19 protein-coding genes are annotated in these 21,956 nt (G+C 73.4%); 8 read left to right on the top strand and 11 right to left on the bottom strand.

Annotated features, from left to right (window positions below; all coding sequences use genetic code 11):
• Positions 1-122 precede the first annotated feature (122 nt).
• Both AB0N63_RS01675 and AB0N63_RS01670 read left to right on the top strand, forming a co-directional pair.
• A complete protein-coding gene (locus AB0N63_RS01675) occupies positions 123-950 on the top strand; it encodes an HAD family phosphatase (RefSeq protein ID WP_365522606.1) in 828 nt (275 codons plus the stop codon).
• 400 nt (positions 951-1,350) lie between these two features.
• Positions 1,351-3,921, top strand: a complete 2,571-nt coding sequence (locus tag AB0N63_RS01670; RefSeq protein ID WP_365522604.1) for an ATP-dependent Clp protease ATP-binding subunit — start codon at positions 1,351-1,353, stop codon at positions 3,919-3,921.
• A 153-nt stretch (positions 3,922-4,074) separates the two neighbouring features.
• On the opposite strand, the gene ggt is transcribed toward AB0N63_RS01670, so the two are convergent.
• Positions 4,075-5,886, bottom strand: coding sequence for a gamma-glutamyltransferase (gene ggt / locus AB0N63_RS01665; protein ID WP_365522602.1), 1,812 nt, complete (start codon positions 5,884-5,886; stop codon positions 4,075-4,077).
• A 186-nt stretch (positions 5,887-6,072) separates the two neighbouring features.
• Between ggt and AB0N63_RS01660 the strand changes: the two genes are divergently transcribed.
• Complete coding sequence (locus AB0N63_RS01660; RefSeq protein ID WP_365522599.1) at positions 6,073-6,852, top strand: hypothetical protein; 780 nt, start codon at positions 6,073-6,075, stop codon at positions 6,850-6,852.
• Between the two features lie 179 nt (positions 6,853-7,031).
• Here AB0N63_RS01660 and AB0N63_RS01655 read toward each other — a convergent pair whose 3' ends face one another.
• The 8 genes from AB0N63_RS01655 to AB0N63_RS01620 all read right to left on the bottom strand — a co-directional run bounded on the left by AB0N63_RS01655 (position 7,032) and on the right by AB0N63_RS01620 (position 14,156).
• The gene (locus AB0N63_RS01655; protein WP_365522596.1) at positions 7,032-7,478 is read right to left on the bottom strand and encodes a DUF6278 family protein; all 447 of its coding nucleotides are present in this window, start codon (positions 7,476-7,478) and stop codon (positions 7,032-7,034) included.
• Between the two features lie 58 nt (positions 7,479-7,536).
• Positions 7,537-8,316, bottom strand: a complete 780-nt coding sequence (locus tag AB0N63_RS01650) for an exodeoxyribonuclease III (protein WP_365522593.1) — start codon at positions 8,314-8,316, stop codon at positions 7,537-7,539.
• Between the two features lie 151 nt (positions 8,317-8,467).
• Complete coding sequence (locus AB0N63_RS01645; protein WP_365522590.1) at positions 8,468-9,103, bottom strand: MBL fold metallo-hydrolase; 636 nt, start codon at positions 9,101-9,103, stop codon at positions 8,468-8,470.
• 141 nt (positions 9,104-9,244) lie between these two features.
• Positions 9,245-10,549, bottom strand: a complete 1,305-nt coding sequence (locus AB0N63_RS01640) for an alpha/beta fold hydrolase (RefSeq protein WP_365522587.1) — start codon at positions 10,547-10,549, stop codon at positions 9,245-9,247.
• Positions 10,550-10,578: 29 nt separating this feature from the next.
• A complete protein-coding gene (locus tag AB0N63_RS01635) occupies positions 10,579-10,860 on the bottom strand; it encodes a hypothetical protein (protein ID WP_365522584.1) in 282 nt (93 codons plus the stop codon).
• A gap of 298 nt (positions 10,861-11,158) precedes the next feature.
• Positions 11,159-11,803, bottom strand: coding sequence for a DAK2 domain-containing protein (locus AB0N63_RS01630; protein WP_365522583.1), 645 nt, complete (start codon positions 11,801-11,803; stop codon positions 11,159-11,161).
• On the bottom strand, positions 11,800-12,807 hold the full coding sequence (locus AB0N63_RS01625; RefSeq protein WP_365522580.1) for a dihydroxyacetone kinase subunit DhaK: 1,008 nt from the start codon (positions 12,805-12,807) through the stop codon (positions 11,800-11,802). The genes AB0N63_RS01630 and AB0N63_RS01625 overlap by 4 nt, the downstream gene beginning before the upstream one ends.
• Positions 12,804-14,156 carry an MFS transporter gene (locus AB0N63_RS01620; protein ID WP_365522577.1) on the bottom strand — a complete coding sequence of 451 codons (1,353 nt, stop codon included), beginning with the start codon at positions 14,154-14,156 and terminating at the stop codon, positions 12,804-12,806. Before AB0N63_RS01620 ends, AB0N63_RS01625 begins: the two co-directional genes overlap by 4 nt.
• 173 nt (positions 14,157-14,329) lie before the next feature.
• Here AB0N63_RS01620 and AB0N63_RS01615 point away from each other — a divergent pair, with 173 nt between their 5' ends.
• From AB0N63_RS01615 to AB0N63_RS01595, 5 genes are all read left to right on the top strand, one after another.
• Positions 14,330-15,214: a dihydrodipicolinate synthase family protein gene (locus tag AB0N63_RS01615; RefSeq protein ID WP_365522574.1), complete on the top strand. Its 885-nt coding sequence runs from the start codon at positions 14,330-14,332 to the stop codon at positions 15,212-15,214.
• A gap of 82 nt (positions 15,215-15,296) precedes the next feature.
• Positions 15,297-15,995 carry a GntR family transcriptional regulator gene (locus AB0N63_RS01610; protein ID WP_365522571.1) on the top strand — a complete coding sequence of 233 codons (699 nt, stop codon included), beginning with the start codon at positions 15,297-15,299 and terminating at the stop codon, positions 15,993-15,995.
• 20 nt (positions 15,996-16,015) lie between these two features.
• Complete coding sequence (locus AB0N63_RS01605) at positions 16,016-17,458, top strand: aldehyde dehydrogenase (NADP(+)) (protein WP_365522568.1); 1,443 nt, start codon at positions 16,016-16,018, stop codon at positions 17,456-17,458.
• 852 nt (positions 17,459-18,310) lie between these two features.
• Positions 18,311-18,490, top strand: coding sequence for a hypothetical protein (locus tag AB0N63_RS01600; protein WP_365522565.1), 180 nt, complete (start codon positions 18,311-18,313; stop codon positions 18,488-18,490).
• Positions 18,491-18,631: 141 nt separating this feature from the next.
• The gene (locus AB0N63_RS01595) at positions 18,632-20,137 is read left to right on the top strand and encodes a BTAD domain-containing putative transcriptional regulator (RefSeq protein ID WP_365522563.1); all 1,506 of its coding nucleotides are present in this window, start codon (positions 18,632-18,634) and stop codon (positions 20,135-20,137) included.
• Here AB0N63_RS01595 and AB0N63_RS01590 read toward each other — a convergent pair.
• Both AB0N63_RS01590 and AB0N63_RS01585 read right to left on the bottom strand, forming a co-directional pair.
• Positions 20,097-21,491 (bottom strand): methylaspartate mutase, encoded by a 1,395-nt coding sequence (locus AB0N63_RS01590; protein ID WP_365522560.1) that lies wholly within the window; start codon positions 21,489-21,491, stop codon positions 20,097-20,099. The genes AB0N63_RS01595 and AB0N63_RS01590 overlap by 41 nt on opposite strands.
• Entirely contained in the window at positions 21,488-21,955 is a 468-nt protein-coding gene (locus AB0N63_RS01585) for a cobalamin-dependent protein (RefSeq protein ID WP_365522557.1), read from the bottom strand. Before AB0N63_RS01585 ends, AB0N63_RS01590 begins: the two co-directional genes overlap by 4 nt.
• Position 21,956: the final 1 nt, after the last annotated feature.

Genomic DNA, 21,956 nt, shown 5'->3' with positions numbered 1-21,956 from the left:
TTCGCCTGCGGATTCCCACTTCCCCGAAGTGAAGGGCCCTTCAGCAGGCGTGTCCTCATCCATGACCGGTGGATCCCGTCGGCCTGCCCGGCGGTTCCGCCCCGCGTCAGAACGGCGAGCACATGACCCGACCCCCCACGCTGGACCCCGACTGGACCCCCGAAGCCGTCGTCTTCGACTGCGACGGCACCCTGATCGACTCCGAGCAGCACTGGCAGCGCGCCCGCGCGATCGTGCTGCGCGCCTTCGGCCACGCCCCCGACGAGGAGTTCGCGGAACGCGCGAAGGGCCTGCACTACCGGGACTGCGGAGTCCTGATGGCCGAACTCGTGGGCGCGCCGGACCACGCCGAGGACATGACCCAGCAACTGCTCAACACCTTCCGCGCCCTGGTCGCCCGCGAGCCGGTGAGCACGCGTGGCGCCCAGGAGCTGGTGCGCACGCTGGAGCGGGTGGCGCCGCTGGCCGTCGCCAGCAACTGCCCCGAGGACGTGGTCCGGTTCTCCCTGGAGTCGGTGAACTTACGCCGGCACTTCCGGCACATCGTCGTACCGGACGACCGCATCCGCCCCAAACCGCACCCCGACACCTACGCGGAGGCCGCGCGCCGCCTCGGCGTTCCCGGCGACAGGGCCCTGGCGGTCGAGGACTCGGTCAACGGGATGAAGGCCGCGGTCGCCGCGGGCCTGCGGGTCGTGGGCGTGGGTCCGCGCCCCGCCCCGGAGGACGCCGCCCTCGCCGACCTGTGGGTGGCCTCCCTCGACGACCCGGCCCTGATGGCCTGGGCCGAGAGCCGCCCCACGGCGGCGCGGCCGGAGCCCGGACGCGGCGACGCCTCACCGGCCGACAGGGCCCGCACGACCGATGCAGCCGCCACACCGGATACGACCGACGCGAAGGTCCCCAGGCCGGGCGGCCCCGCGAGCCAGGACCCCGCGGGCGCTTCCTGAGACGGCCGCGCCCGGCCGGAGCGGGTGCGGGGCCTCGACGGCGTGCCCTGGGCACCCGGGGCGCCCGTCCAACCCCGGCCGGGCGCCCCGGCCGGGACGCACCGCCCCGCCGGCTCGTCCATCGACGGTCCCAGCGCGCCGGCCACCGCGGCGATCGTGAACGCCGGGATCGGGGCGGGCCCCGTCTCGGTCCCGCGCTTCGTCGTGGGCCGCCCCCGCGCCGCCGACCTGAGGCTGATCGAGACCGCGGAGCGGGCGCCGGCCGCCGGCACCGCACCCGACCCTCCGCCCCGGCGGCCCCTCGACATGCCGACCGAAACGGAACGTGTCAGCGTTGCATGACCGACCCCGGACCCGGTTACCCGTCGGGAGCCACCCGTCAGCGAAGGAACGGAAAGCGATGACCAGCGGCTACGTCGGCCCGGAGGGCGACCCCTTCGGCGAATTCTTCGCCCGGTTCTTCGGCGGACCCCGCCCGGGTCCCCGGCACGTCGACATCGGCAGGCTGCTCAGTCAGCCCGCCCGGGAACTCGTCAAGGGCGCGGCCCAGTACGCCGCCGACCACGGAAGCCGGGACCTGGACACCGAGCATCTGCTGCGGGCGGCGCTCGCCACCGAGCCCACCCGCAGCCTGCTCAGCCGGGCCGGGGCGGACCCCGACTCGATGGCGGACCAGATCGACGAGAGGTCCGGCCCCGTCCAGCAGCAGCCGGGCGACCCCCCACCGCCCTCGACCCTGTCCCTGACCCCGGCCGTCAAGCGCGCCCTGCTGGACGCGCACGACATGGCGCGCGCCAGCGGAGCGGGCTACATCGGCCCCGAGCACGTGCTCAGCGCGCTCGCCGCGAACCCCGACTCGGCGGCCGGGCACATTCTGAACGCGGCCCGGTTCGCCGCTTCGGGGCTGCCGCCGGAGACGACGGAGACCGCCGCTCCGCCGGGCGCCGAACGGCAGCGCACCAGCGCCACGCCCACCCTGGACAAGTACGGCCGCGATCTGACCGACCTGGCCGGGCAGGGCCGTATCGACCCGGTGATCGGGCGCGACCAGGAGATCGAGCAGACGATCGAGGTGCTGTCCCGGCGCGGGAAGAACAACCCGGTGCTGATCGGCGACGCGGGCGTGGGCAAGACCGCCATCGTGGAGGGTCTGGCCCAGCGCATCGCCGACGGCGACGTGCCCGACATACTGCTCGGCCGCCGGGTGGTCGCCCTGGACCTGACCGCCGTGGTCGCCGGCACCCGTTACCGGGGCGACTTCGAGGAGCGGCTGAACAACATCGTCACCGAGATCCGCACCAACTCCGAACGGCTGATCGTCTTCATCGACGAACTGCACACGGTGGTCGGCGCCGGAGGCGGCGGCGAGGGCGGCTCCATGGACGCCGGCAACATCCTCAAGCCGGCCCTGGCCCGCGGCGAGCTGCACATCGTGGGCGCGACCACGCTGGAGGAATACCGGCGGATCGAGAAGGACGCGGCGCTGGCCCGCCGGTTCCAGCCGATCCTGGTTCCCGAGCCGACCGTCGCGGACGCCCTGGAGATCCTGCGCGGGCTGCGCGACCGCTACGAGGCCCACCACCAGGTCCGTTACACCGACGAGGCGCTGGTGGCGGCCGTGGAGCTGTCCGACCGGTATCTCACCGACCGGCGGCTGCCGGACAAGGCGATCGACCTGATCGACCAGGCCGGCGCGCGGGTACGGCTGCGGGCGCGGACCAAGGGCACGGACGTACGGGCCATGGAACGCGAGGTCGAGCAGCTCGCCCTGGACAAGGACCAGGCGGTCGCGGACGAACAGTACGAGCAGGCCACGCAGCTTCGGGACCGCATCGTGGAGCTGAAGCAGCGGATCGCGGAGGCCGGCGGCGACGGCGAGGCGGACGAGGGCATGAACCTGGTGGTCACCGCGGAGGCCATCGCCGAGGTGGTGTCCCGGCAGACCGGCATCCCGGTCAGCAGCCTCACCCAGGAGGAGAAGGAGCGGCTGCTCGGTCTGGAGGAACACCTGCACGAGCGGGTGGTGGGCCAGGACGAGGCGGTGAGCGTGGTCGCCGATGCGGTGCTGCGCTCCCGCGCCGGACTGGCCAGCCCGGACCGGCCGATCGGCAGCTTCCTGTTCCTCGGCCCGACAGGCGTCGGCAAGACCGAGCTGGCCCGGGCACTGGCCGAGGCGCTGTTCGGCAGCGAGGAGCGGATGGTCCGCCTGGACATGAGCGAGTACCAGGAGCGGCACACCGTCAGCCGCCTGGTGGGCGCCCCGCCTGGGTACGTCGGCCACGAGGAGGCCGGTCAGCTCACCGAGGTGGTGCGCCGGCACCCGTACTCGCTGCTCCTGCTGGACGAGGTGGAGAAGGCCCACCCGGACGTCTTCAACATCCTGCTCCAGGTGCTGGACGACGGCCGCCTCACCGACTCGCAGGGCCGCACGGTGGACTTCACCAACACCGTGATCGTGATGACCAGCAACCTCGGCTCGGAGGCGATCACCCGGCGCGGCGCCGGCATCGGGTTCGGCGCGGGCGGGGCGGACGCGGACGAGGAGGCGCGGCGCGAGCAGATCCTCAGGCCGCTGCGCGAGCACTTCCGGCCCGAGTTCCTCAACCGCATCGACGAGATCGTCGTCTTCCGCCAGCTCACCACCGAGCAGTTGCGGCAGATCACGAACCTCTTGCTGGACAGGACACGGCGGCTGCTGCACGCGCAGGGCGTCACCGTGGAGTTCACCGATGCGGCCGTGGACTGGCTGGCGCAGCGCGGCTACCAGCCCGAGTACGGCGCGCGTCCGCTGCGCCGCACCATCCAGCGCGAGGTGGACAACCGGATGTCCCGGCTGCTGCTGGACGGGCGGCTCGGCGAGGGCAGCCGGGTCACAGTGGACGTGGAGGACGGGCAGCTCGTCTTCCTCGCCCAGGACGAGCCGCCGGAACCGGCGCCCTCAGCGGCCCCCGCGCCCGTGCCCGGTGGGTGACGGACGGACGACGTGCCCGCCTCCCCTTGTGGGAAGGCGGGCACGTTCGTGTCCGGGCGCCGTTCATGTCCGCCGGGGCGCCGCGCGGCCGTACGGCACCGGACCCCGCCCTTCAGGCGGACGACGCCGCTTTCGAAACACGCACCAGGGGCGTCACGGAGCCGGGCGGACCACCATCGCCGAGCCGCCGCCACGGCGGACCTTCTCGGCCGCCGCGAGCCAGCGGCCGTCCGGCAGGCGCTGGACGCCGGTGGCCGCGCCGATCTCGGGGTTGAGCTTGAAGGAGTGGCCGATCGCCTCCAGCTTGCCCCGCAACGCGCTGTCGTACAGAGCGGGTTCGAGTTCGGTCTGCGCGGCGTTGCGCTGGCTGGCGCGGGGTGCGGCGATGGCGTCGACCAGCGGCATGCGCCGGTCGAGGAAGTTGGTCAGGGTCTGCAGCACCGTGGTGATGATGGTCGCGCCGCCGGGCGAACCCAGCGCCACCACCGGCTTGTTGTGCCTGTCCAGGACGATCGTCGGCGAGATGGAGGAGCGCGGCCGCTTGCCCGGGCCGGGCAGGTTGGGGTCGTGCACGGCCGGGTCGGCGGGGCTGAAGGAGAAGTCCGTCAGCTCGTTGTTGAGCAGGAAGCCGCGGCCGGGGACGGTGATGCCGCTGCCGCCGGTCTGCTCGATGGTGAGGGTGTAGGAGACGACGTTGCCCCACCGGTCGGCGACCGTCAGATGTGTCGTGTCGTCGCCCTCGTACGTCGTCGGGGCCGCCTTGCCGCCGGTGCCGCAGGCCTTCGGACGGCGCGGGTCGCCGGGGGCGAGGGGGCTGGTGAGGACGGCGTCGTCCTGGATGAGGCAGGCGCGCGAGTCGGCGTACTTCTGGGAGAGCAGCTGCTTGGTGGGGACGTTCTCGAAGGCGGGGTCGCCGACCCAGCGGCCGCGGTCGGCGAAGGCGACCCGGCTGGCCTCCAGGTAGTGGTGCAGGTACTGGACCTCGCTCGCCCTCGAGAGGTCCGTGCGCTCCAGGATGTTGAGCGCCTCGCCGACGGTGGTGCCGCCGGAGGAGGAGGGCGCTATGGAGTACACGTTCAGGCCGCGGTAGGAGACCCGGGTGGGCGCCTGGAGTTCGGCGCGGTAGGCGGCGAGGTCCTTCCGGCTGAGCTGGCCGGGGCGCGCGTCCCAGCCGGAACCCGGCGCGACGGGCGGGTGGTTGACGGTCTCGACGATGTCGTCGCCGAGGTCACCGCGGTAGAGGGCCCCGACGCCCTTGCGGGCCAGCTCGTCGTAGGTGCGGGCGAGATCGGGGTTCTTGAACGTCGAACCGACCGCGGGGAGTCGGCCGCCGGGCAGGAACAGCTCGGCGGTGTCGGGGAAGTAGCGGAAGCGGGCCTCGTTGGCGGCGGTCTGCGAGCGGAAGGTGTCGTCCACGGTGAAGCCGTCGCGGGCGAGCCGTTCGGCGGGTTCGAGGACCGTGCCGAGTCGCCGGGTGCCCCACTGGTCGAGGGCGGTCTGCCAGGTGGCGGCGGTGCCGGGCGTGCCGACGCTGAGACCGCTGGTGACGGCGGTGTCGAAGGGCAGCGGCTTGCCGTTCTCCAGGAAGAGGCCGGAGTCGGCACTCAGCGGGGCCCGCTCGCGGCCGTCGACGGTGTGGACGGTGCGGGTGCGGGCGTCGTAGTAGACGAAGTAGCCGCCGCCCCCGATGCCGGCGGAGTAGGGCTCGGTGACGCCGAGGGCCGCGGCGGTGGCGACGGCCGCGTCGACGGCGTTGCCGCCGTTCCTCAGCACCTCGATGCCGGCCGCGGTGGCGTCCGCGTCGACGCTCGCGACGGCGCCGCCGTACCCGGCGGCCACCGGCGCCTTGGGGACCGGCGCCGGTCCACCGCCCGGGTGCGCGGCGGGCGGCGCCGCCGCCCCCACCGACACCACGGCGGCCGAGACCGCCAGGACCGTCAGTTTCCGTGCGACAGGGCGACGCATCCGCACCTCCACGCTGGTTCGCAGCTCGCTGGCCTGACCGTACGCGCAGCTTAATTCATTGCCATGGTCCCGTCAGGTGCATCAGGGACGCGTCCGATCGGGTGAGTCGGATGGAACACCGGTACGCCGCTCGGCTCGAACACCGGTACGGCACGCCTCCTGGGTGAGGCGCTAGCATGCGCGCCCATGAACGACGACGTGCGCAACATCGTCCTGGGTGTGATCGCCGCCGGTGTGAGCGCCTCGCTCGGCTGGCTGGCCCGCGCGTTCCTGTGGCGGCGCAGACTCCGCCGCAAGCAGGCCTTCTTCGGGCTGCCCGACAACTCCGAGTCGCTGCTGGTGGTCAACCGTGACGCGGGCGGCACCGAACTGACGGTGACGCGCCACGACGTCTTCGCGCTCCTGGAGTTGTCGGCGCTGGTCAAGGAGTGCAACGCCGGCGTGCAGGTCGTCGCGCACGACGCGGCCCAGCAGGGGTTCGGCGAGCGTACCGAGTTCTGCGTGGGCGGCCCGGCCTCCAACCGCCGCATGGCCGCCCACCTGTCCTCCCTGCTGCCCGGGGTGCGGGTGAACGTGGAGGCCGAAGCGGTTCCGGACCGGGGCGCGTTCGTCATCGGCGGGGAGCGGTACCGGGTGGAGGCGGGCCGCAGCGAGTACGTCATCCTGGCCCGGCTCGTCGCCGGGCAACGCCGTTTCGGCAACCGCCCCGTCTTCCTGTTCTGCGGCCAGCGCGCCATCGACAACCAGGCCGCCACCCGCTATCTCGCCCGCCATCACGAACGGCTGGCGCGCAGGTACGGCGGCGGATCGTTCGTGCTGCTGCTGAAGGTGGTCAACTCCCAGGCGTACGGCCCGGACGTGGTCGAGCTGGTGGCGGACGTGACCCGGGCGGCCCGGACTCCCCTGCCGGAACAGGAACCCTCGGCCGGCACGACGACGAGCACATCCCGCCCGGCGCGCAGCTGACCTTCTCCCCGTGGACGGACGGCACTGGACCGTGCCTCCGCCGCCCGAGCAGTGATCTCCGGCTGCCGCCGGCCGGGTATGGCTCTTGTGGACCGCTCCCCCTGCGACGGCCGTGAACGGCATATCGTAGTCGAGGATGCGTCAGTCGGACCCGCCGGTCGGCGATTCGGGTCCCGGGATCAGCTTTCGGCCACCTCCGCGTAGAGCTGGGAGAGTTCGGGGACCCCGCTGTCCGCCCAGGCCAGACCGGCCGCGACCACGTCGAACTCCCGTCCGGAGACGAGCCGTACGACGGGATGGCCGCCCGGCCACAGCACCCAGACCGCGCCAGGGACGGTGCGCACGATCACCGTTCCGAGGTACAGCCCCGCGTCGTTGCCGAGCTGCGAGACCTTCTCGGCGTCGTCGCGCCAGCCCGGCATGATCTGGTCGAGCGCCTCCAGCGAGGCCGCCGACTCGTCCAGCCGCACGTCCGCCTCGGCGGCCTGCGCGCGCAGCAGTTCGCAGGCGCCCAGGAGGTCGGCCAGGTCCCCGGGGCCGGGGGGCTCCTCACCCGCGACGGCCACCGCGACGCCGAGGGACGGACCGCCTTTTTTGCGCCAGCTACCCATAAACGGGATGTTCATGGATCCAGCCTGACACCGGCGCGGCCGCGGACACCACAGGCCGGAGGCCGGTGTCGCCTCAGACGTCGAGATCCACGACCACGGGCGCGTGGTCCGAGGCGCCCTTGCCCTTGCGCTCCTCACGGTCGACGTAGGCGTCGGTGACCGACTTGGCGAAGGGCTCGTTGCCGTACACCAGGTCGATGCGCATGCCGCGGTTCTTGGGGAAGCAGAGCTGGCGGTAGTCCCAGTAGGTGAACGGGTGTTCGTACTTCAGCGGCCGCGGCACCACGTCCGCGAGGCCCGCCTCGCGCAGGGAGGCCAGCGCGGCGCGCTCGGCGGGGGTGACATGGGTGGCGCCCTCGAAGGCGGCCCGGTCGTAGACGTCGTCGTCGGTCGGCGCGACGTTGTAGTCGCCGAGGACGGCGAACGGGCGGCTGCCGGCCGCGTCGCCCGCGACGGCCGCCTTCAGCGCCTCGAACCACTCGAGCTTGTAGGCGTAGTGCGGGTGGTCCACCTCCCGGCCGTTGGGCACGTAGACGGACCAGACGCGGACCGGGCCGCAGGTCGCGGAGACGGCGCGGGGCTCCTGGACGCCGTCGTAACCGGGGTCGCCGGGCAGGCCCTTGACCACGTCGGCGAGGCCCACCCGGGAAAGCACCGCCACGCCGTTCCACCTCCCGGTGGCGTGGACCGCCGACTCGTAGCCCAGCTCGCGCAGCTGTTCGACCGGGAACTGGTCCGCGGCGACCTTGGCCTCCTGGAGGCACAGCACGTCGGTGCCGCTGCTCTCCAGCCAGGCGAGCAGCCTCGGGAGACGGGCGGTGATCGAGTTCACGTTCCAGGTGGCGATGCGCATGCCCACCAACCTACCGGGCGGCACCGACAACGCCGCCGGTACGCCGTCCGACCCGGTCAGCCCGCCCCAGGGCGGCGCCCCGGCCGGTACGCCGCCCCGGCCGGTACGCCGGCGCGCCCGGCAGGCCGGCCGCCGAGCGCGCCCGCCGCCCTCACAGCTCCGCCGAGCCCCCCGGGGCCAGCCGCAGGTGCTCCGCGCCGCCCAGGCCGCCGATCTGACGGTCGTAGACCGGGCGGGCGAGGTCGGTGAGAAGGGCGTCGTGGATGTCGTAGGCGCGCCGCGGCCTGACCTCGCGGACGTAGTCGATCACCTCGGAGATCTTGTTCCACGGGGCCATCACCGGGAGCATCAGCGTGTCGACCGGTCGGTCGGGCACCGTGAGCGCGTCGCCGGGGTGGAAGACGTCACCGCCGTCGATCAGATAGCCGACGTTGGTGATGCGCGGGATGTCCGGGTGGATCACCGCGTGGAGCTCGCCGTGGACCTGCACGTCGAAGCCCGCGGCGGTGAAGGCGTCGCCGTGGCCGACGGTGTGGACGCGGCCCGGGAAGGCCGGGGCGAGCTGGTCCGCGACGGACTTCAGGGTCCACACCTCGGCGCCCGGCCGGGCCTCCAGGGCCGCGCGCACCCGGCCCTCGTCGAAGTGGTCCGGGTGCTCGTGCGTGATCAGGACGACGTCCGCGCCGGCCGCGGCGTCCTGCTCGCTGAACCCTCCGGGGTCGATGACGAGCCGGCGCCCGTCCTTGTCGAGGACCACGCAGGAGTGCGACTTCTTCGTGAGCTTCATGCTTCCCATCCTCCCCCCGCGCTCCCCGCGGCGCGGGCACGTCGACCCGGTGGTCCGGGTGCCCGGTTGCGGGAGGCGGAAGGCGGAAGGCGGCGCTGGACGGGGCACGGGCGCGGGCCGCGCAGAGACGCTCCGTGGGGATCACTCCGTGGGGGTGGTCTCCTCCTGGATGACCTGCTGCGCCACCCGGAAGGCGGTACCGGCGGCGGGCATCCCGCAGTAGACGGCCGTCTGGAGCAGTACCTCCTTGATCTCGTCCGGGGTGAGCCCGGTGCGCAGAGCGGCCCGGGTGTGGGCGGCCAGCTCCTCGGCATGGCCGCCGGCGACCAGGGCGGCGAGGGCCACACAGCTGCGGGTGCGGCGGTCGAGGCCGGGCCGGTCCCAGATCCCGCCCCAGGCGGAGCGGGTGAGCAGTTCCTGGTAGTCGCCGGAGAACTCGTCGGCCCGGGCCAGTTCCCGGTCCACGTGCGCGTCGCCGAGCACCTCCCGGCGGATCTTGAGCCCGGTCTCGTACGGGTCCGCCGCGGCCATGGGCTGGGGCGGCGCCGCGACCGGGGCGATCTCGGCGATGGGCGCCGTCTGCGGGGCCTGCGGCGGAGCGACGGGGACGGGCCGGGACGGGGGCGCCACGACGGCGAGCTGCCCCGTGCTCGACCCGAACGCGGGCTGCCAGGCGGTCGAGAAGTGCCGCACCAGCAGGTCGGTGACGGCGGCGGGCTGCTCCACCGGGACCAGGTGCGAGGCGCCGGGCACCACCGCGAGGCGGGCGTCGGGGATGCCGGCCACCAGCGTGCGCGCCTCCGCCGGTCCGGTCACCTGGTCCTCGGAGCCGACCAGGACGAGCGTCGGCACGCCGATCCGCCCGAGTTCGGCGCGCACGTCGAAGGAGGCCAGCGCCTCGCAGGCGGCGATGTAGCAACCGGGGTCGGTGGTGCGCACCATCTGCACGGCCCAGTCGGTGATCGCGGGTTGCGCGGCGGCGTAGCCGCTGGTGAACCAGCGGTCCGGGGAGGTACGGGCGATGGGGTCGAGGCCGTTGGTGCGGACGATCACGCCGCGCTGGCGGAACTCGTCCGCGGTCCCGAACCGGGGCGAGGCGGCGATCAGCGCCAGCGAGGCCAGCCGCTCGGGATGGCGCAGGGCCAGCTCCACGCCGACCGCGCCGCCGAGCGCGCAGCCCGCGTACCCGAAGCGCTGCACGCCGAGCGCGTCCAGGGTGGCCAGCAGCCGCGCGGTCAGCTCGGTCACCGAGCCGGCCGCGTGCGCGGGAGCGCCGCCGTGGCCCGGCAGGTCGAACCGGAAGACGCGCCACTGCTGCGTCAGCTCCGGGACCTGCCGGTCCCACATGTGCCATGTGGTACCGAGGGACGGCCCCAAGATCAGGACTGGTAGGTGTTCTGGCCCGTCAAAGCGGTATTGCAGCGTCTCGGTCTTGCCTTCGGTCACGGGTTCACACCTTCGTCTGTCACGGTCTGTCACACGCCCCCCGCGAGACCTCCCCACGCCTCCGCCGCTGGAAGCAGGTCCGCTACGTCTGGCTTCACGTACCACTTCTTCGTCGTCTTCACGTTCGTGTGCCCGGCCCACCTGGCGAGCAGGTGATCCGGCACACCGTTGCCGGCGAGGTACGTGAGGCAAGACGCCCGAGCATCGTACAGACGGACCCGACGAAGGCCGTTCGCGTCCGCCACCGTGCGGCTGCCCCTCATGGTCCGGGTGTCGGCGACACCGAGCGTGGCCTCCAGGTCGATGTCCACACCGCAGGCCGCAGACCTCTGCCGGACGGAGCCCCATCAGAGGCAGCAGCACTGGCGCAGGCAGGCGGCCCCTCCTCGTCGCAGCCACGAAGACACCCGCCTCCGAGGGCTCCGTGGCCGGACGACCGCCTTCGTCCTCCGTTCCTCCTTCCCGGACCGCCGGTTCGGCCGCTGTCACCCACACCCTCGGCAGACCGCTGCCGGCAGCCGCTGTCACGACCCGCGCCGCACCGGCCCGCCCCCCTGCCGGGCCGGTGCGCCGGGCCGCGGCCCGAAGCGGCCGCCGCGTCCGGGAGCGTCAGGCCGGTGACTCCGCCCCGGGCACGGCCGGCAGGTACTCCGTGAGTTCACCCGGCGCCTCCTCCCCTGCCCGTGCGCGGGACCAGAACAGCAGGGCGACGCCGAGGGCGCCGGGGTCGGGGGACCCGATGGCGCGTTCTCCGACGTAGGAGGCGCGGCCGCGGCGGGCGCGCAGGGCGGCGGTGGCGTGGGCGCCGTCGAGGGCGGCGACGGCCACCTCCCGGGGACCGGACCCCGCTTCGAGGGCGTCCCGGGCGGGAACGAGGGTGTCGACCATGGTGCGGTCCCCGGGCTCGGCCTCGCCGACCCGCTGGATCGCCGCCAGCCCCTCGCTGGTCCCGGCACGCCAGGCGTCCCGCTCGTCGGAATGGGCCTCGTGCGCACGGGCCAGTTCCTGGAAGAACAGCCCGATGAGCGGGCCGCTCGTGCCGCCGACCTCGTCGAGGAAGACGGAGGCGGCGACGGCGTAGGGCGGCCGGTCCGGGTGGGCGTCCAGGGCGGCGGTGACGCGGTCGAGGCCCTCGCGGAGGTTGTCGCCGAAGTCGCCGTCGCCGGAGAGCTGGTCGAGGGCGGTGAGGGTGGCGTGGGCGGTGCGCGCGGCGTCGGCGTAGGTGCGCAGCACCAGGCTCTGGTCGGTGGTCATCGGAAGGCCTCCGGGGCGGGGAAGGCGGGGGTGCGGGCGGGGGCGTGCCAGTGGGCGGCCCAGTCCTCGCGCAGTGCGGTGAGGGTGAGGGAGAAGCCGCTCATGTCGAGGGCGGGGACGAACGTGCCGACCAGCCGGCCGGCCACCTCGAGGCCCCGGTTCCCGAGCGTCTCGGACACCCGGGCGTGGATCGCGTACAGCTCCAGGAGGGTGGTCGCGCCCAGGCCGTTGACGAGCAGGAGGACGGAGCCGGTCGTCGCGGGCAGCGCGTCGGCGACCTGCTCGGTCATGCGGTCGACGAGCTGCTCGAAGCCGGGGTGCTCCACGGTGGTGGCGGCGCGTTCGCCGTGGATGCCGACGCCGTACTCCAGGGTGCCGTCCGGCAGCGCGAACGCCTCCCCGCCGCGCGACGGTGCGGTCTGGGCGCGGGCGGCGACCGCGACGCTGCGCGAAGCGGCGGCGAACTCGGCGCCGAGAGCGGCCAGTTCGTCGAGCCCGGCGCCGGCGTCGGCGGCGCCGCCGAGGAGCTTCTCCACCAGTACGGTGGCTCCGGTGCCGCGCCGCCCGGTCGCGGTCTCGTCGCTCTCGGTGGCGAGGTCGTCGTCGACGAGGACGCGCCGGACGGGGATGCCGTCGGCCCGCAGGCGTTCGGCGGCGATGCCGAAGTTGATGCGGTCGCCGGTGTAGTTCTTCACGACGTGCAGGACGCCCTCGGGCCCGGCGACGGCCTTGGACGCCTCGTAGACCTGCCGGTTGTGCGGGGAGGCGAAGATCCGGCCGGGGACGGCGGCGTCCAGCATCCCGGCGCCGACGAAGCCGGTGTGCAGCGGCTCGTGGCCGGAGCCGCCGCCGGAGACGAGGCCGACGCGCCGGGTGGGGTGGCGCTCGCGGGCGGTGACGTAGAGCGGGTCCTCGTGCAGGTCCAGCAGCCCGGGGTAGGCCGCGGCCAGGCCGTGCAGGGCGTGCTCGACGGGGGCTTCGGCGGGTAGGAACAGGCGGTTCACGAGACCTGGGTCCTTTCACGGTGGGGTGCGGCGTCCGTCGCCGGCACGGCGTGCCCGGGGGCCTCGCCGGCGCGCAGCCGGGTGGCGGCCAGTCCGGACAGGACGGCGACGCCGACGCAGTAGGCGATCAGCCAGGACCAGTGGCCGCCGGCCGCGGAGAGCAGCGCGGTGCCGATGAGCGGGGAGAGCCCGCCGCCGAGGGTGGCGCCGATCTGCTGGGTGACGGACAGTCCGGTGTAGCGGACGTTGACCGGGTAGAGGTTGGAGAACAGGGCGCCCTGCGCGCCGTACATCGCGGCGTGTCCGACGCCGAGCCCGAGGGTCATGCCGACGGTGTAGCCCCAGAACTGGCCGGTCTCCATCAGCAGGAAGAACGGCAGCGCGAGCACGGCCTGGAAGGCGGCGCCGAAGACGTACACCTTGCGCCGGCCGATGCGGTCGGAGAGGGCGCCGAAGTAGGGCAGGGTGACGCACTCGACGGCACAGGCGATGAGGACGGCGAGGAGGACGGGCCCCTTGGCCAGGTCGAGTTCGGTGGTGACGTAGGTGATGGCCACCACGTAGTAGATGTTGAACAGACCGCTCTCGGCGATCTTGGCCAGGACGGAGAGGACGATCGTGGCGGGCTGCCGGGTGAAGACCTGCTTGACGGGCAGGCTCTGCACCTCGCGGTCCTCGCGCATCCTGACGAACTCGGGGCTCTCGGTGACGTGCAGCCGCATCCAGATACCGACGCCGACCAGCAGGATGCTGGCGAGGAACGGCATGCGCCAGGCCCAGGAGTCGTAGGACCCCGAGGGCAGGGTGGCGTCGAGGACGGTGACCAGGCCGACGGGGATCAGCACACCGGCCGGGGTGCCGATGTGCACCAGTGAGGTGAAGAATCCCTGGCGGGTGCGGGGGCTGTACTCCAGGGCCATCAGGACGCCGCCGCCGTACTCGCCGCCCATGCCCAGGCCCTGGACCAGCCGGATGACGACGAGCAGGACGGGGGCCGCGACACCGATGCTGCCGTAGGAGGGCAGCAGGCCGATCGCGAACGTGCCGAGACCCATCATCAGCATCGTGATGATCAGGACGTTCTTGCGCCCGAGGCGGTCGCCGAAGTGTCCGAAGAGGATGCCGCCCAGCGGCCGGGCGGCGTAGCCGACGAAGTAGGTGGCGAAGGCGGCGAGGGTGCCCACCAGAGGAGAGGCGTCGGGGAAGAACACCTTGTCGAAGACGAGCGCCGCGGTGGTGGCGTACAGGGTGAAGTCGTAGTACTCGACGGTGGTTCCCAGGGCGCTGGCGGTGACGACCTTGCGCAGGGAGGACTCCCGGGAAACGGGGGTGGCGGCCGGTTGGGGCATGCTCGCTCCATTGCGATGGCGGCTCGGATGACGCGGTGGGCACTTCTCCAGAGTGGAGGAGGGAGGACCGTGTCCGGAAATCGACGGTTCTTATGTCTGGAAGCGCGTGCTAGCATCTGATGCATCAGACATTACATCCGCACTAAGGTCGCGGCAATACCCGGGAGACACGCGTGAAGGACATCCAGCTCGGCGGCATGATTTCCACCGTTGTCACACCGTTCGACGAGAACGACCAGGTCGACCTGGATCTGCTGCGCGGCGAGGTCAAGTACCTCCTCGGACAGGGCGTGACCGCCATCTGCGCCTGCGGCAGCACCGGCGAGGGCCAGACCCTCTCCCTGGAGGAGAGCGCGGCGATCTGCGCCGCCGTGGTCGACGAGGTGGGTGGTCGGGTTCCGGTCATCGGCGGCGTCATCCAGAACTCCACCGCCCAGGCCAAGCGGTACTCGCTCGCGCTCAGGGAAGCCGGCGTCGACGCACTCCAGGTCACCCCGGTCCACTACGTCTTCGCACCCTCACCCGAGGAGACCGTCGCCCACTACCGCGAGATCGGCGAGGCCACCGACCTGCCGATCGTGCTCTACAACGTGGTGCCCTGGGCGCTGGTCCCGGTCGACACCATCGAGCTGCTGCGCGACGTCCCGCAGGTCGTCGCCGTCAAGCAGTCCGGCGGCGACATCCACCTCCTCGCCGACCTGCTGCACCGCATGCGCGACCGGTTCACCGTCCTCGCCGCCCTCGACGACCTGCACTACCCGGCCTTCGTCATGGGCGCCCACGGGGCGCTCGCCGCCATCCCCACCGTCACGCCACGCCTCAGCGTCGAACTGTGGGACGCGGTCCAGGCCGGCGACCACACCAAGGCCCTCGCACTGCACGAGCGCATCCTCACCGTCTGGCGGGCCATCGACGCCCCCAACCTGCCCGCCACCCTCAAGGCCGCCCTGGAGCTCCAGGGCCGCTCGCCCGGTCTCCCGCGCCGCCCGTTCAAGCCCGCCACGGACGCCGAGCGGGATCGCATCCGCGCCGCTCTCGAAGCCGCTAACCTGATCTGATCCATCAGATGCTGTCGACCGGCGCCGGTACCGCGTCGACCGGTGCCGGCGGGCCCCTGGAAGCCGGACAAGAAGGGCGATCATGGCCACCCCCTCCGTTCGTAGCCGCGGCGGCGCCACCCCGCTCGTCGTGGAGTCGATCTCCGGACAGCTCTACTCGATCCTGTGCGACCGGATCACCACCGGTGTCTACGCGCCCGGCTCCCGGATCGACCCCCAGGCCATCGCCACCGAGTTCGGCGTGTCGCGCACCCCGGTCCGCGACACGCTGGTGCGCCTGGAGCACGACCGGCTCGTGGAGACCCGGCCCCGCTCGGGCACCTTCGTCACCCGGCCCTCCCGCCAGGACGTCCACGAGGTGTGCCAGCTGCGCAAGGGCCTGGAGTGGCTCGCCACCGGCGTCGCCGCCGAGGCGATGCCCCTGGAGCAGATCGCCGATCTGCGCGAGGAGGCCGTCGCCGCGCTGCGCGCCGCCGAACAGGGCGACTACGAACCGTTTTTCGCGAGCGACACCCGCATCCACCACGAGATCATCGCCCATACCGGCAACAGCCGGCTGATCGCCGCCCGCGAGTCCGTCGAGCCGTTCGTCTACTGGCTGCGGGTCCTCGGCGCCACCGGCCCGCACCGCCTCGCCGGTTCCACCCGGCGCCACCTGGAGATCCTGGACGCCATGGCCGCGCGCGACATCGCCGCCGCCCAGGAGGCCGCCGCGCTCCATCTGACCGAGGTCGAGGAGTGGACGCTGGCCGACATGGCCTCCCACGACATCGTCACCTGACCCCTTACGAGGTCCCCCACGTGAACTCCGCACCATCCGCCGCCCCCACGTCCGCCCCCGCCGCGCCGCCGCTCGACACCGTACTGGCCAGGGCGACGGCCGCGGCCGAACGGATCCGCACCTCCTCGCCCGCCGACCGCGCCCGGTTGCTGACCGTGCTCGCCGACGCGCTCGACGCCGCCGCCGGCCGGCTGATCCCCCTCGCCCACCGCGAGACGCACCTGCCCGAGGCCCGGCTCACCGGCGAACTCGCCCGCACCACCTTCCAGTGCCGGCTGTTCGCCGACCGCCTCGCCTCCGGTGCCCTGGACGACGCCCGCATCGACCACGCCGACCCCGACTGGCCGATGGGCGCCCGCCCCGACATCCGCCGCACCACCGTGCCGCTCGGCCCCGTCCTGGTCTTCGCCGCGGGCAACTTCCCCTTCGCGTTCAGCGTGCTGGGCGGCGACACCGTCAGCGCGCTCGCCGCGGGCTGCCCCGTCGTCGTCAAGGCCCACCCCGGGCATCCCGCGCTGTCCCGGCTCACCGCGTCCGTCGCGACGGCGGCCCTGGCCGACGCGGGCGCCGCCCCCGACCTCCTCCAGCTCATCGAGGGGGAACGGGACGGCGCCGACGCCGTACGCGACCACCGGATCAAGGCCGTCGGCTTCACCGGGTCCACGCGCGGCGGCCACTACCTCTTCCAGCTGGCCGCCGGCCGTCCCGACCCCATCCCGTTCTACGGCGAACTCGGCTCCACCAACCCGGTCGTGGTCACCCCCGCCGGGTGGGCGGAGCGCGGCGCGGACATCGCCCGCGGGTTCGCCGCGTCCTTCACCCTCGGCTCCGGGCAGTTCTGCACCCAGCCCGGTGTGGTGTTCGTCCCCGACGCCGACGCCTTCCTCGCGGCCCTGCCGCCGCTCGCCGCCGGTCCGATGCTCGACGCGCGCATCGCCACCGGCTACGCGACCGCGCTCGACGACCTCGCCGCCCAGGACGGTGTGAGCGTCGCCTTGCGCACCTCGGGCGGCGACGGGCTCCCCGACGTCGCGCTGCTGCGGACCACCACCGAGGCCGTGCGCGCCACCCCGTCGCTCATCTCCACGGAGGTCTTCGGCCCGGCCTCACTCCTCGTCGAGTACGGCGCCCTGGACGAGGTCGAGGACGCCCTCGGGGATTTCGGGGGCACCCTGACCGGCACCGTCCAGGGGGGCCACGCCCTGGACGAGGACGGACTGCGCATGCTCGACGCCCTCACCCGGCACTCCGGGCGCGTCATCTGGAACGAGTGGCCCACCGGGGTCACCGTCAGCGACGCGCAGCAGCACGGCGGCCCCTGGCCCGCCTCGACCGCGCCCACCACCACCTCCGTCGGCACGGCGGCCGTGCACCGCTTCCGCCGCCCGGTCGCCTTCCAGAACGTCCCCGAGCAAGCTCTCCCGCCCGCCGTCCGGGACCGCCAGGACGTGTTTCGAACGTAGCGTCGTCCGCCCGAAGGGCGGGGCCCGCGGCGTCCGGTGCAGTGCAACGCAAGGCGGAGGGCCGTCCGCGTACCGGGCGTACGCGGACGGCCCCGACAACGCGGCGAGGCGCCCTGCCAGGCGTCGCGGGCCGGACGGGACTTCCCTGACACGCCCCGGTAGTGCTTCGCCAGGTTCTGGGCTGTCCGCGGCGGCTTCGCGGGTCGGGCAGAGGTCGTCCGCAGGCGGTGCACGCACCGGCCCAGCACCTCAGAAGCCGGAGGAGGCCGAGGACCTGGTAGAGGGTCGGGCCGGCATGCGGATTCGGGGCCGAGCCGCCTCAGGGTGCGGAATGCCCGGGCGGCGGTGACGAGGACGACGTGGTGGCGCCAGGGGCGGCCCTCGAAGTGGTGCGGTCCCAGGCCGTGCTCTGGCTCGCGGTCGTCGTGCTCCGTGCACCGGCGCGTCTTGACCCGCCGCACCAGGTCGGTGACCGGCGCAGTGACGGCAGGTTCGACATCCAGCGTCCGGTCGGAGCGTCCCGGCCGTCCCGTCCCAGGAGTCGCCCCCCGCCGCAGGACGCACCCGCCCGTTCTCCTCGGCGTCACCGCCCCTCGCCCGGGCCCGCGGAAGACGCTCGATCCCGTCTCGGGGGACGCCGTCGTGAGAGCAGGAGACGACGCAGGTCACACTGTCGCCACGGCGTCCGGCGAACCGGCCGTCGCCGTGCGCGACGACATCGGGGCGTCCCTCCCTCGTGACGGACAGCAGCGGTATTCGGCGGAGATAGCGGCGTCAAAGGAGCGGGATTGCAGCATCTCCTACCTTCCCTCTGAGCCAGCCGACTGCGGGGGAGTAAGTGAGGGAACAGCCATGAAGCCGAACGTCACGGGCATGTGCGCGTCCGTCAGGGTCGCCGCCGCCGTCATCGCCACCGCCGTCGCACTGCTGGGAGCGGTGACGGCCGTCGAGACCGCCGCCAAGCCGCAGCACGCCTCCACCACCCAGGCCGACGACAGCCTCTCGGGCTCCACCACCAACCCCTGGTCCTGAAGCAGTGGTCGCACCCGCGCCCCCGGCCCCGGGTGCCGCGGCCGACGGGGTTCTCCCAGCGGAGGTGGAGTGGAAGTGGAATTCCGAATACTGGGCTCTCTCCAGGCGAGCGTGGACGGAACGGCCGTTCCACTCGGCGGTGTGATCAAACGTCGACTGCTCGCCTGTCTGCTGCTGAACGCCAACCGGGTCGTGGCCACGCACAAGCTGCTCGACGTGCTGTGGCCGGACGAGACGCCCCGTACCGCGCGCAAGATGATCGGCAACGCCGTCCGCGGCCTGCGGCTCGACCTCGCCCAGGGGGATCCGGACATCCGGGCGCACCTGCTCACACGTGCTCCGGGATACCAGCTCCGCGTCGCCCCCCGGTCCGTGGACCTGTTCCGGTTCCGGGAAGCCGTCGAGCAGGGGCGGGCCGAGGCGGGCGCCGGCCGGCACACGGCGGCGGCCCGCACACTGCGCGGAGCCCTCGGGCTGTGGCGGGGGGCGGCGCTGGCGGACATGGCCGAGGACGGGTTGAACTGGCCCGAACTGGCCGGTCTGGAGAGCGAGCGGCTGAGCGCCTTGGAGGAGTACGCCGCAGCCGGACTGGCGGTGGGCGACCACCACGAAATCCTGGGACCCCTGCAACTGGCGGTCGCCGAGAACCCGTTACGGGAACGGCTGAGCGCCCAGCTCATGCTGGCGCTCTACCGGTGCGGCCGGCAGACCGAGGCGCTGTCGGTGTTCCGGCGCATCCGACACGAGCTCGTGGAGGAGTACGGCCTCGAACCGTCGCGTGAACTCCAGCGACTGGAACGTGCCATCCTGGAGCACGCCGACAGTCTGGACGGGCCCGCCTCCCCGGCGGTCGAGCGTCGAAGGACGCCGGAGCGCCTGAGGGTCGCGTCGCTCGTGACACCGCAGCCGGTGTGCCGGCCGCACCCGTCCGACGCCCCCGGCGACGCGCCCGCGAGCCGCACAGTGTCGCGGATGGATCCCGACCACCGGCGGCACAGCGCGGAGCCCGGACGCAGACGCGTCAGCGTCGTCCTGCTGTGGATCCGCCACGACCTGGCCGACGAGCACGGCGCGGACGGCGTCCAGCGGACCCTCGCGGAGGCCGAGGCGGTGCTGCGGCAGGAGAGCACCCGCTACGGGGGCGTCGTGACATCGGCGGCGGCGCCGCTGTTCTGTGCCGTGTTCGGCGCCGACCACTCCCGCCGGGACGACGCCACCCGGGCCGTGCGCGCCGCCTTCGCCCTGTTGGAACGGCTCGACGGCGGCCGTCCCGCGGCCGGCGCCCCGGCCGCGGAGGTGAACGTCGCCGTGGCCACCGGGGAGGCCCTGCTGTCGCCCCCGGCGGCGCCGGGCGGTGCCCCGACCGTCACGGGCGGCGCTCTCGACCGGGGTTTCCGGCTGCTCACGATGGCCCCCCGGGGGCAGGTCCGGGTGTGCGAGGAGACACGCCGGGCGACCGAGGCGTGCATCACCTACCACGTGGGTCCCGAGCCCCCCGAGGGCTGGGAGGCGGTCCACGTCCGGCCCGCCGCGGTGCACGACCTGCACGAGATGCGGCTGGCGGCCCCCGCGGCGGTGCCGGACGGCCCGGACGTGCTGGGGGCTTCTACGGCCCGCTCTCTCCGAAGAGGCGCGGAAAGTGGTTGATGTCGCGCGTGACCCGCTCGACCAGGGTGCGCAGGGAGTGCGCACCGTCGGCGAGCCCGAGGCCGTCGCGGTGCCGCTTCAGCGCGGCGCGGGACAGAGGCAGCGCACCGGTCACGGCGTAACGGACGGCGCCGGAGGCGTCCCGGCAGGGCAGCACGTCACCGCGGGCGTACCGGCTCGCGCTGAAGGGGACGTCGAGCGTGCCGTCGGCGAAGGCGGCGACGACGGCGCGTGCCGGGTCGGCGGCGCCGACCACCGGGGCGACCAGGTCGTCGACCTCGTCGAGCAGCCAGGCCAGTTCCTCCTCGACCCGTTCGGCGTCGACGGTGACGAAGTCCAGCAGCGGTGAGTTCGCGACCGCGGCCAGGCGCATGCCGTCGATGTTGGCCTGTGCGTCGGGGATGCCCAGCGCCTCCTGGTGGGTCTTGGTGACGAGTTTGGCCGCGCCTCCCAGCCTGGCGGTGAGCGCCCCGTGGAAGATCAGCTGCTCGGCGTGGGCCCGCCGCGCCGGGAAGACGCCCATGAACTCGTGCAGCACCGGGTAGACCTCGACGCCCGCCGGCAGGTAGCGCCGCGCCAGCTCGGGGACGGCGCGCAGCGCGGCCACGTCCTGGGCGACGTTGCCTCCCTGCGGGTAGGACACCGACAGGCAGGTGACGCCCTCGGCGGCGGCGAGGGCGGCTTCGATGACGCCGATGGCCAGGCTGAGCGACGGCGGGGTCAGCACCCCGGTGAGGGTGCCGAAGAACTCGCGGTCCACGGTGAGCCCGGCGCGTTCCAGATCGCCCGTCATGGCGTCGACCTCGCGCCAGTGGGCGAGGGACTCGGCGAGCGGCACGTCCTTGCAGTAGGGGAGGTTGTAGGAGATGCCGCCGCCCTCGAAGGAGGTGGCCCCCGCGGCCATCGCGACGCGGAACAGCCGCCGGGCGTCCGGGGAGCCGTGCCGGATCTCCACCGGCACGGACACCGACTCCACGAGTTCCCGGCCGCGCCGCCAGCCGTGGGCGACCAGCGGGTAGCCGTTGAGCGCGGCCGGGTCGGTGGCGGCCAGCCGGGTGGCCTCCTCGAAGCGGCCCAAGCGGGTGTGGGAGTCGATGGTGACGGTGAGGATGTCCGGCTGCGCGCCGGTGTCCAGGGCGCGCAGCAGCTCCAGCATCTCGGTGTGCCCGCCCACCCCGCACCGTGGCTGGATGGCCACCACCCGGTCCCCCACCGACCGGGCCAGGACATCGCGGACGGTCGGCGTGCCCCGGGTGCGGGCGTGCCGGACGGTGTCCGCGAGCGAGGGGAGGTCCGCGTCGGCGATGTCGGCCGCGAGGGGTGCGGCTGCGGGGCGGTGCGCGTCGCGGATCATACGGCTTCGGGGAGTTGGGGCCGCGCGGCCCGCCGGGCCAGTTCGCGCAGCAACGGCAGCAGTTCGTCCAGGTCGGTCAGAATGTGGTCGACGCCGAGCTGCCGGAGCTTGTCCAGCGCGTTCGGGTCCTTGTGGCTGCCCACCGAGAGGTTGCCGCCCAGTACGACGGGGCAGGGCAGGTCGCCGGCGGCGCGGGCGGCGGGCAGGTCGCGCAGGTCGTGGTGGGCGTGCCCGTTGAGGCTGCCGATCACCACGGCGAGAACGCCGGGGTTCTCCCGCACGGTCCGGGCGAACTCCGACACGGGGGTGCAGACGCCGAGGTTGATCACGGTGTAGCCCTCGGCGCGCAGGTGGTGCGCGATGAGCTGGTTGGCCACCGCGTGCGCGTCGCTGGCCGTCACCCCCAGCACGACGACGTCGTGCGCGGGTGGTCGCGGGTCGGCTTGCGCGGGAACGTTCCGCATG

It is taken from the genome of Streptomyces sp. NPDC093260 (genome assembly GCF_040683715.1).
Lineage (GTDB): Bacteria > Actinomycetota > Actinomycetes > Streptomycetales > Streptomycetaceae > Streptomyces > Streptomyces sennicomposti.
The sequence above is the reverse complement of the archived record's forward strand: the minus strand, read 5'-3'. Positions and strand labels throughout refer to the sequence as shown.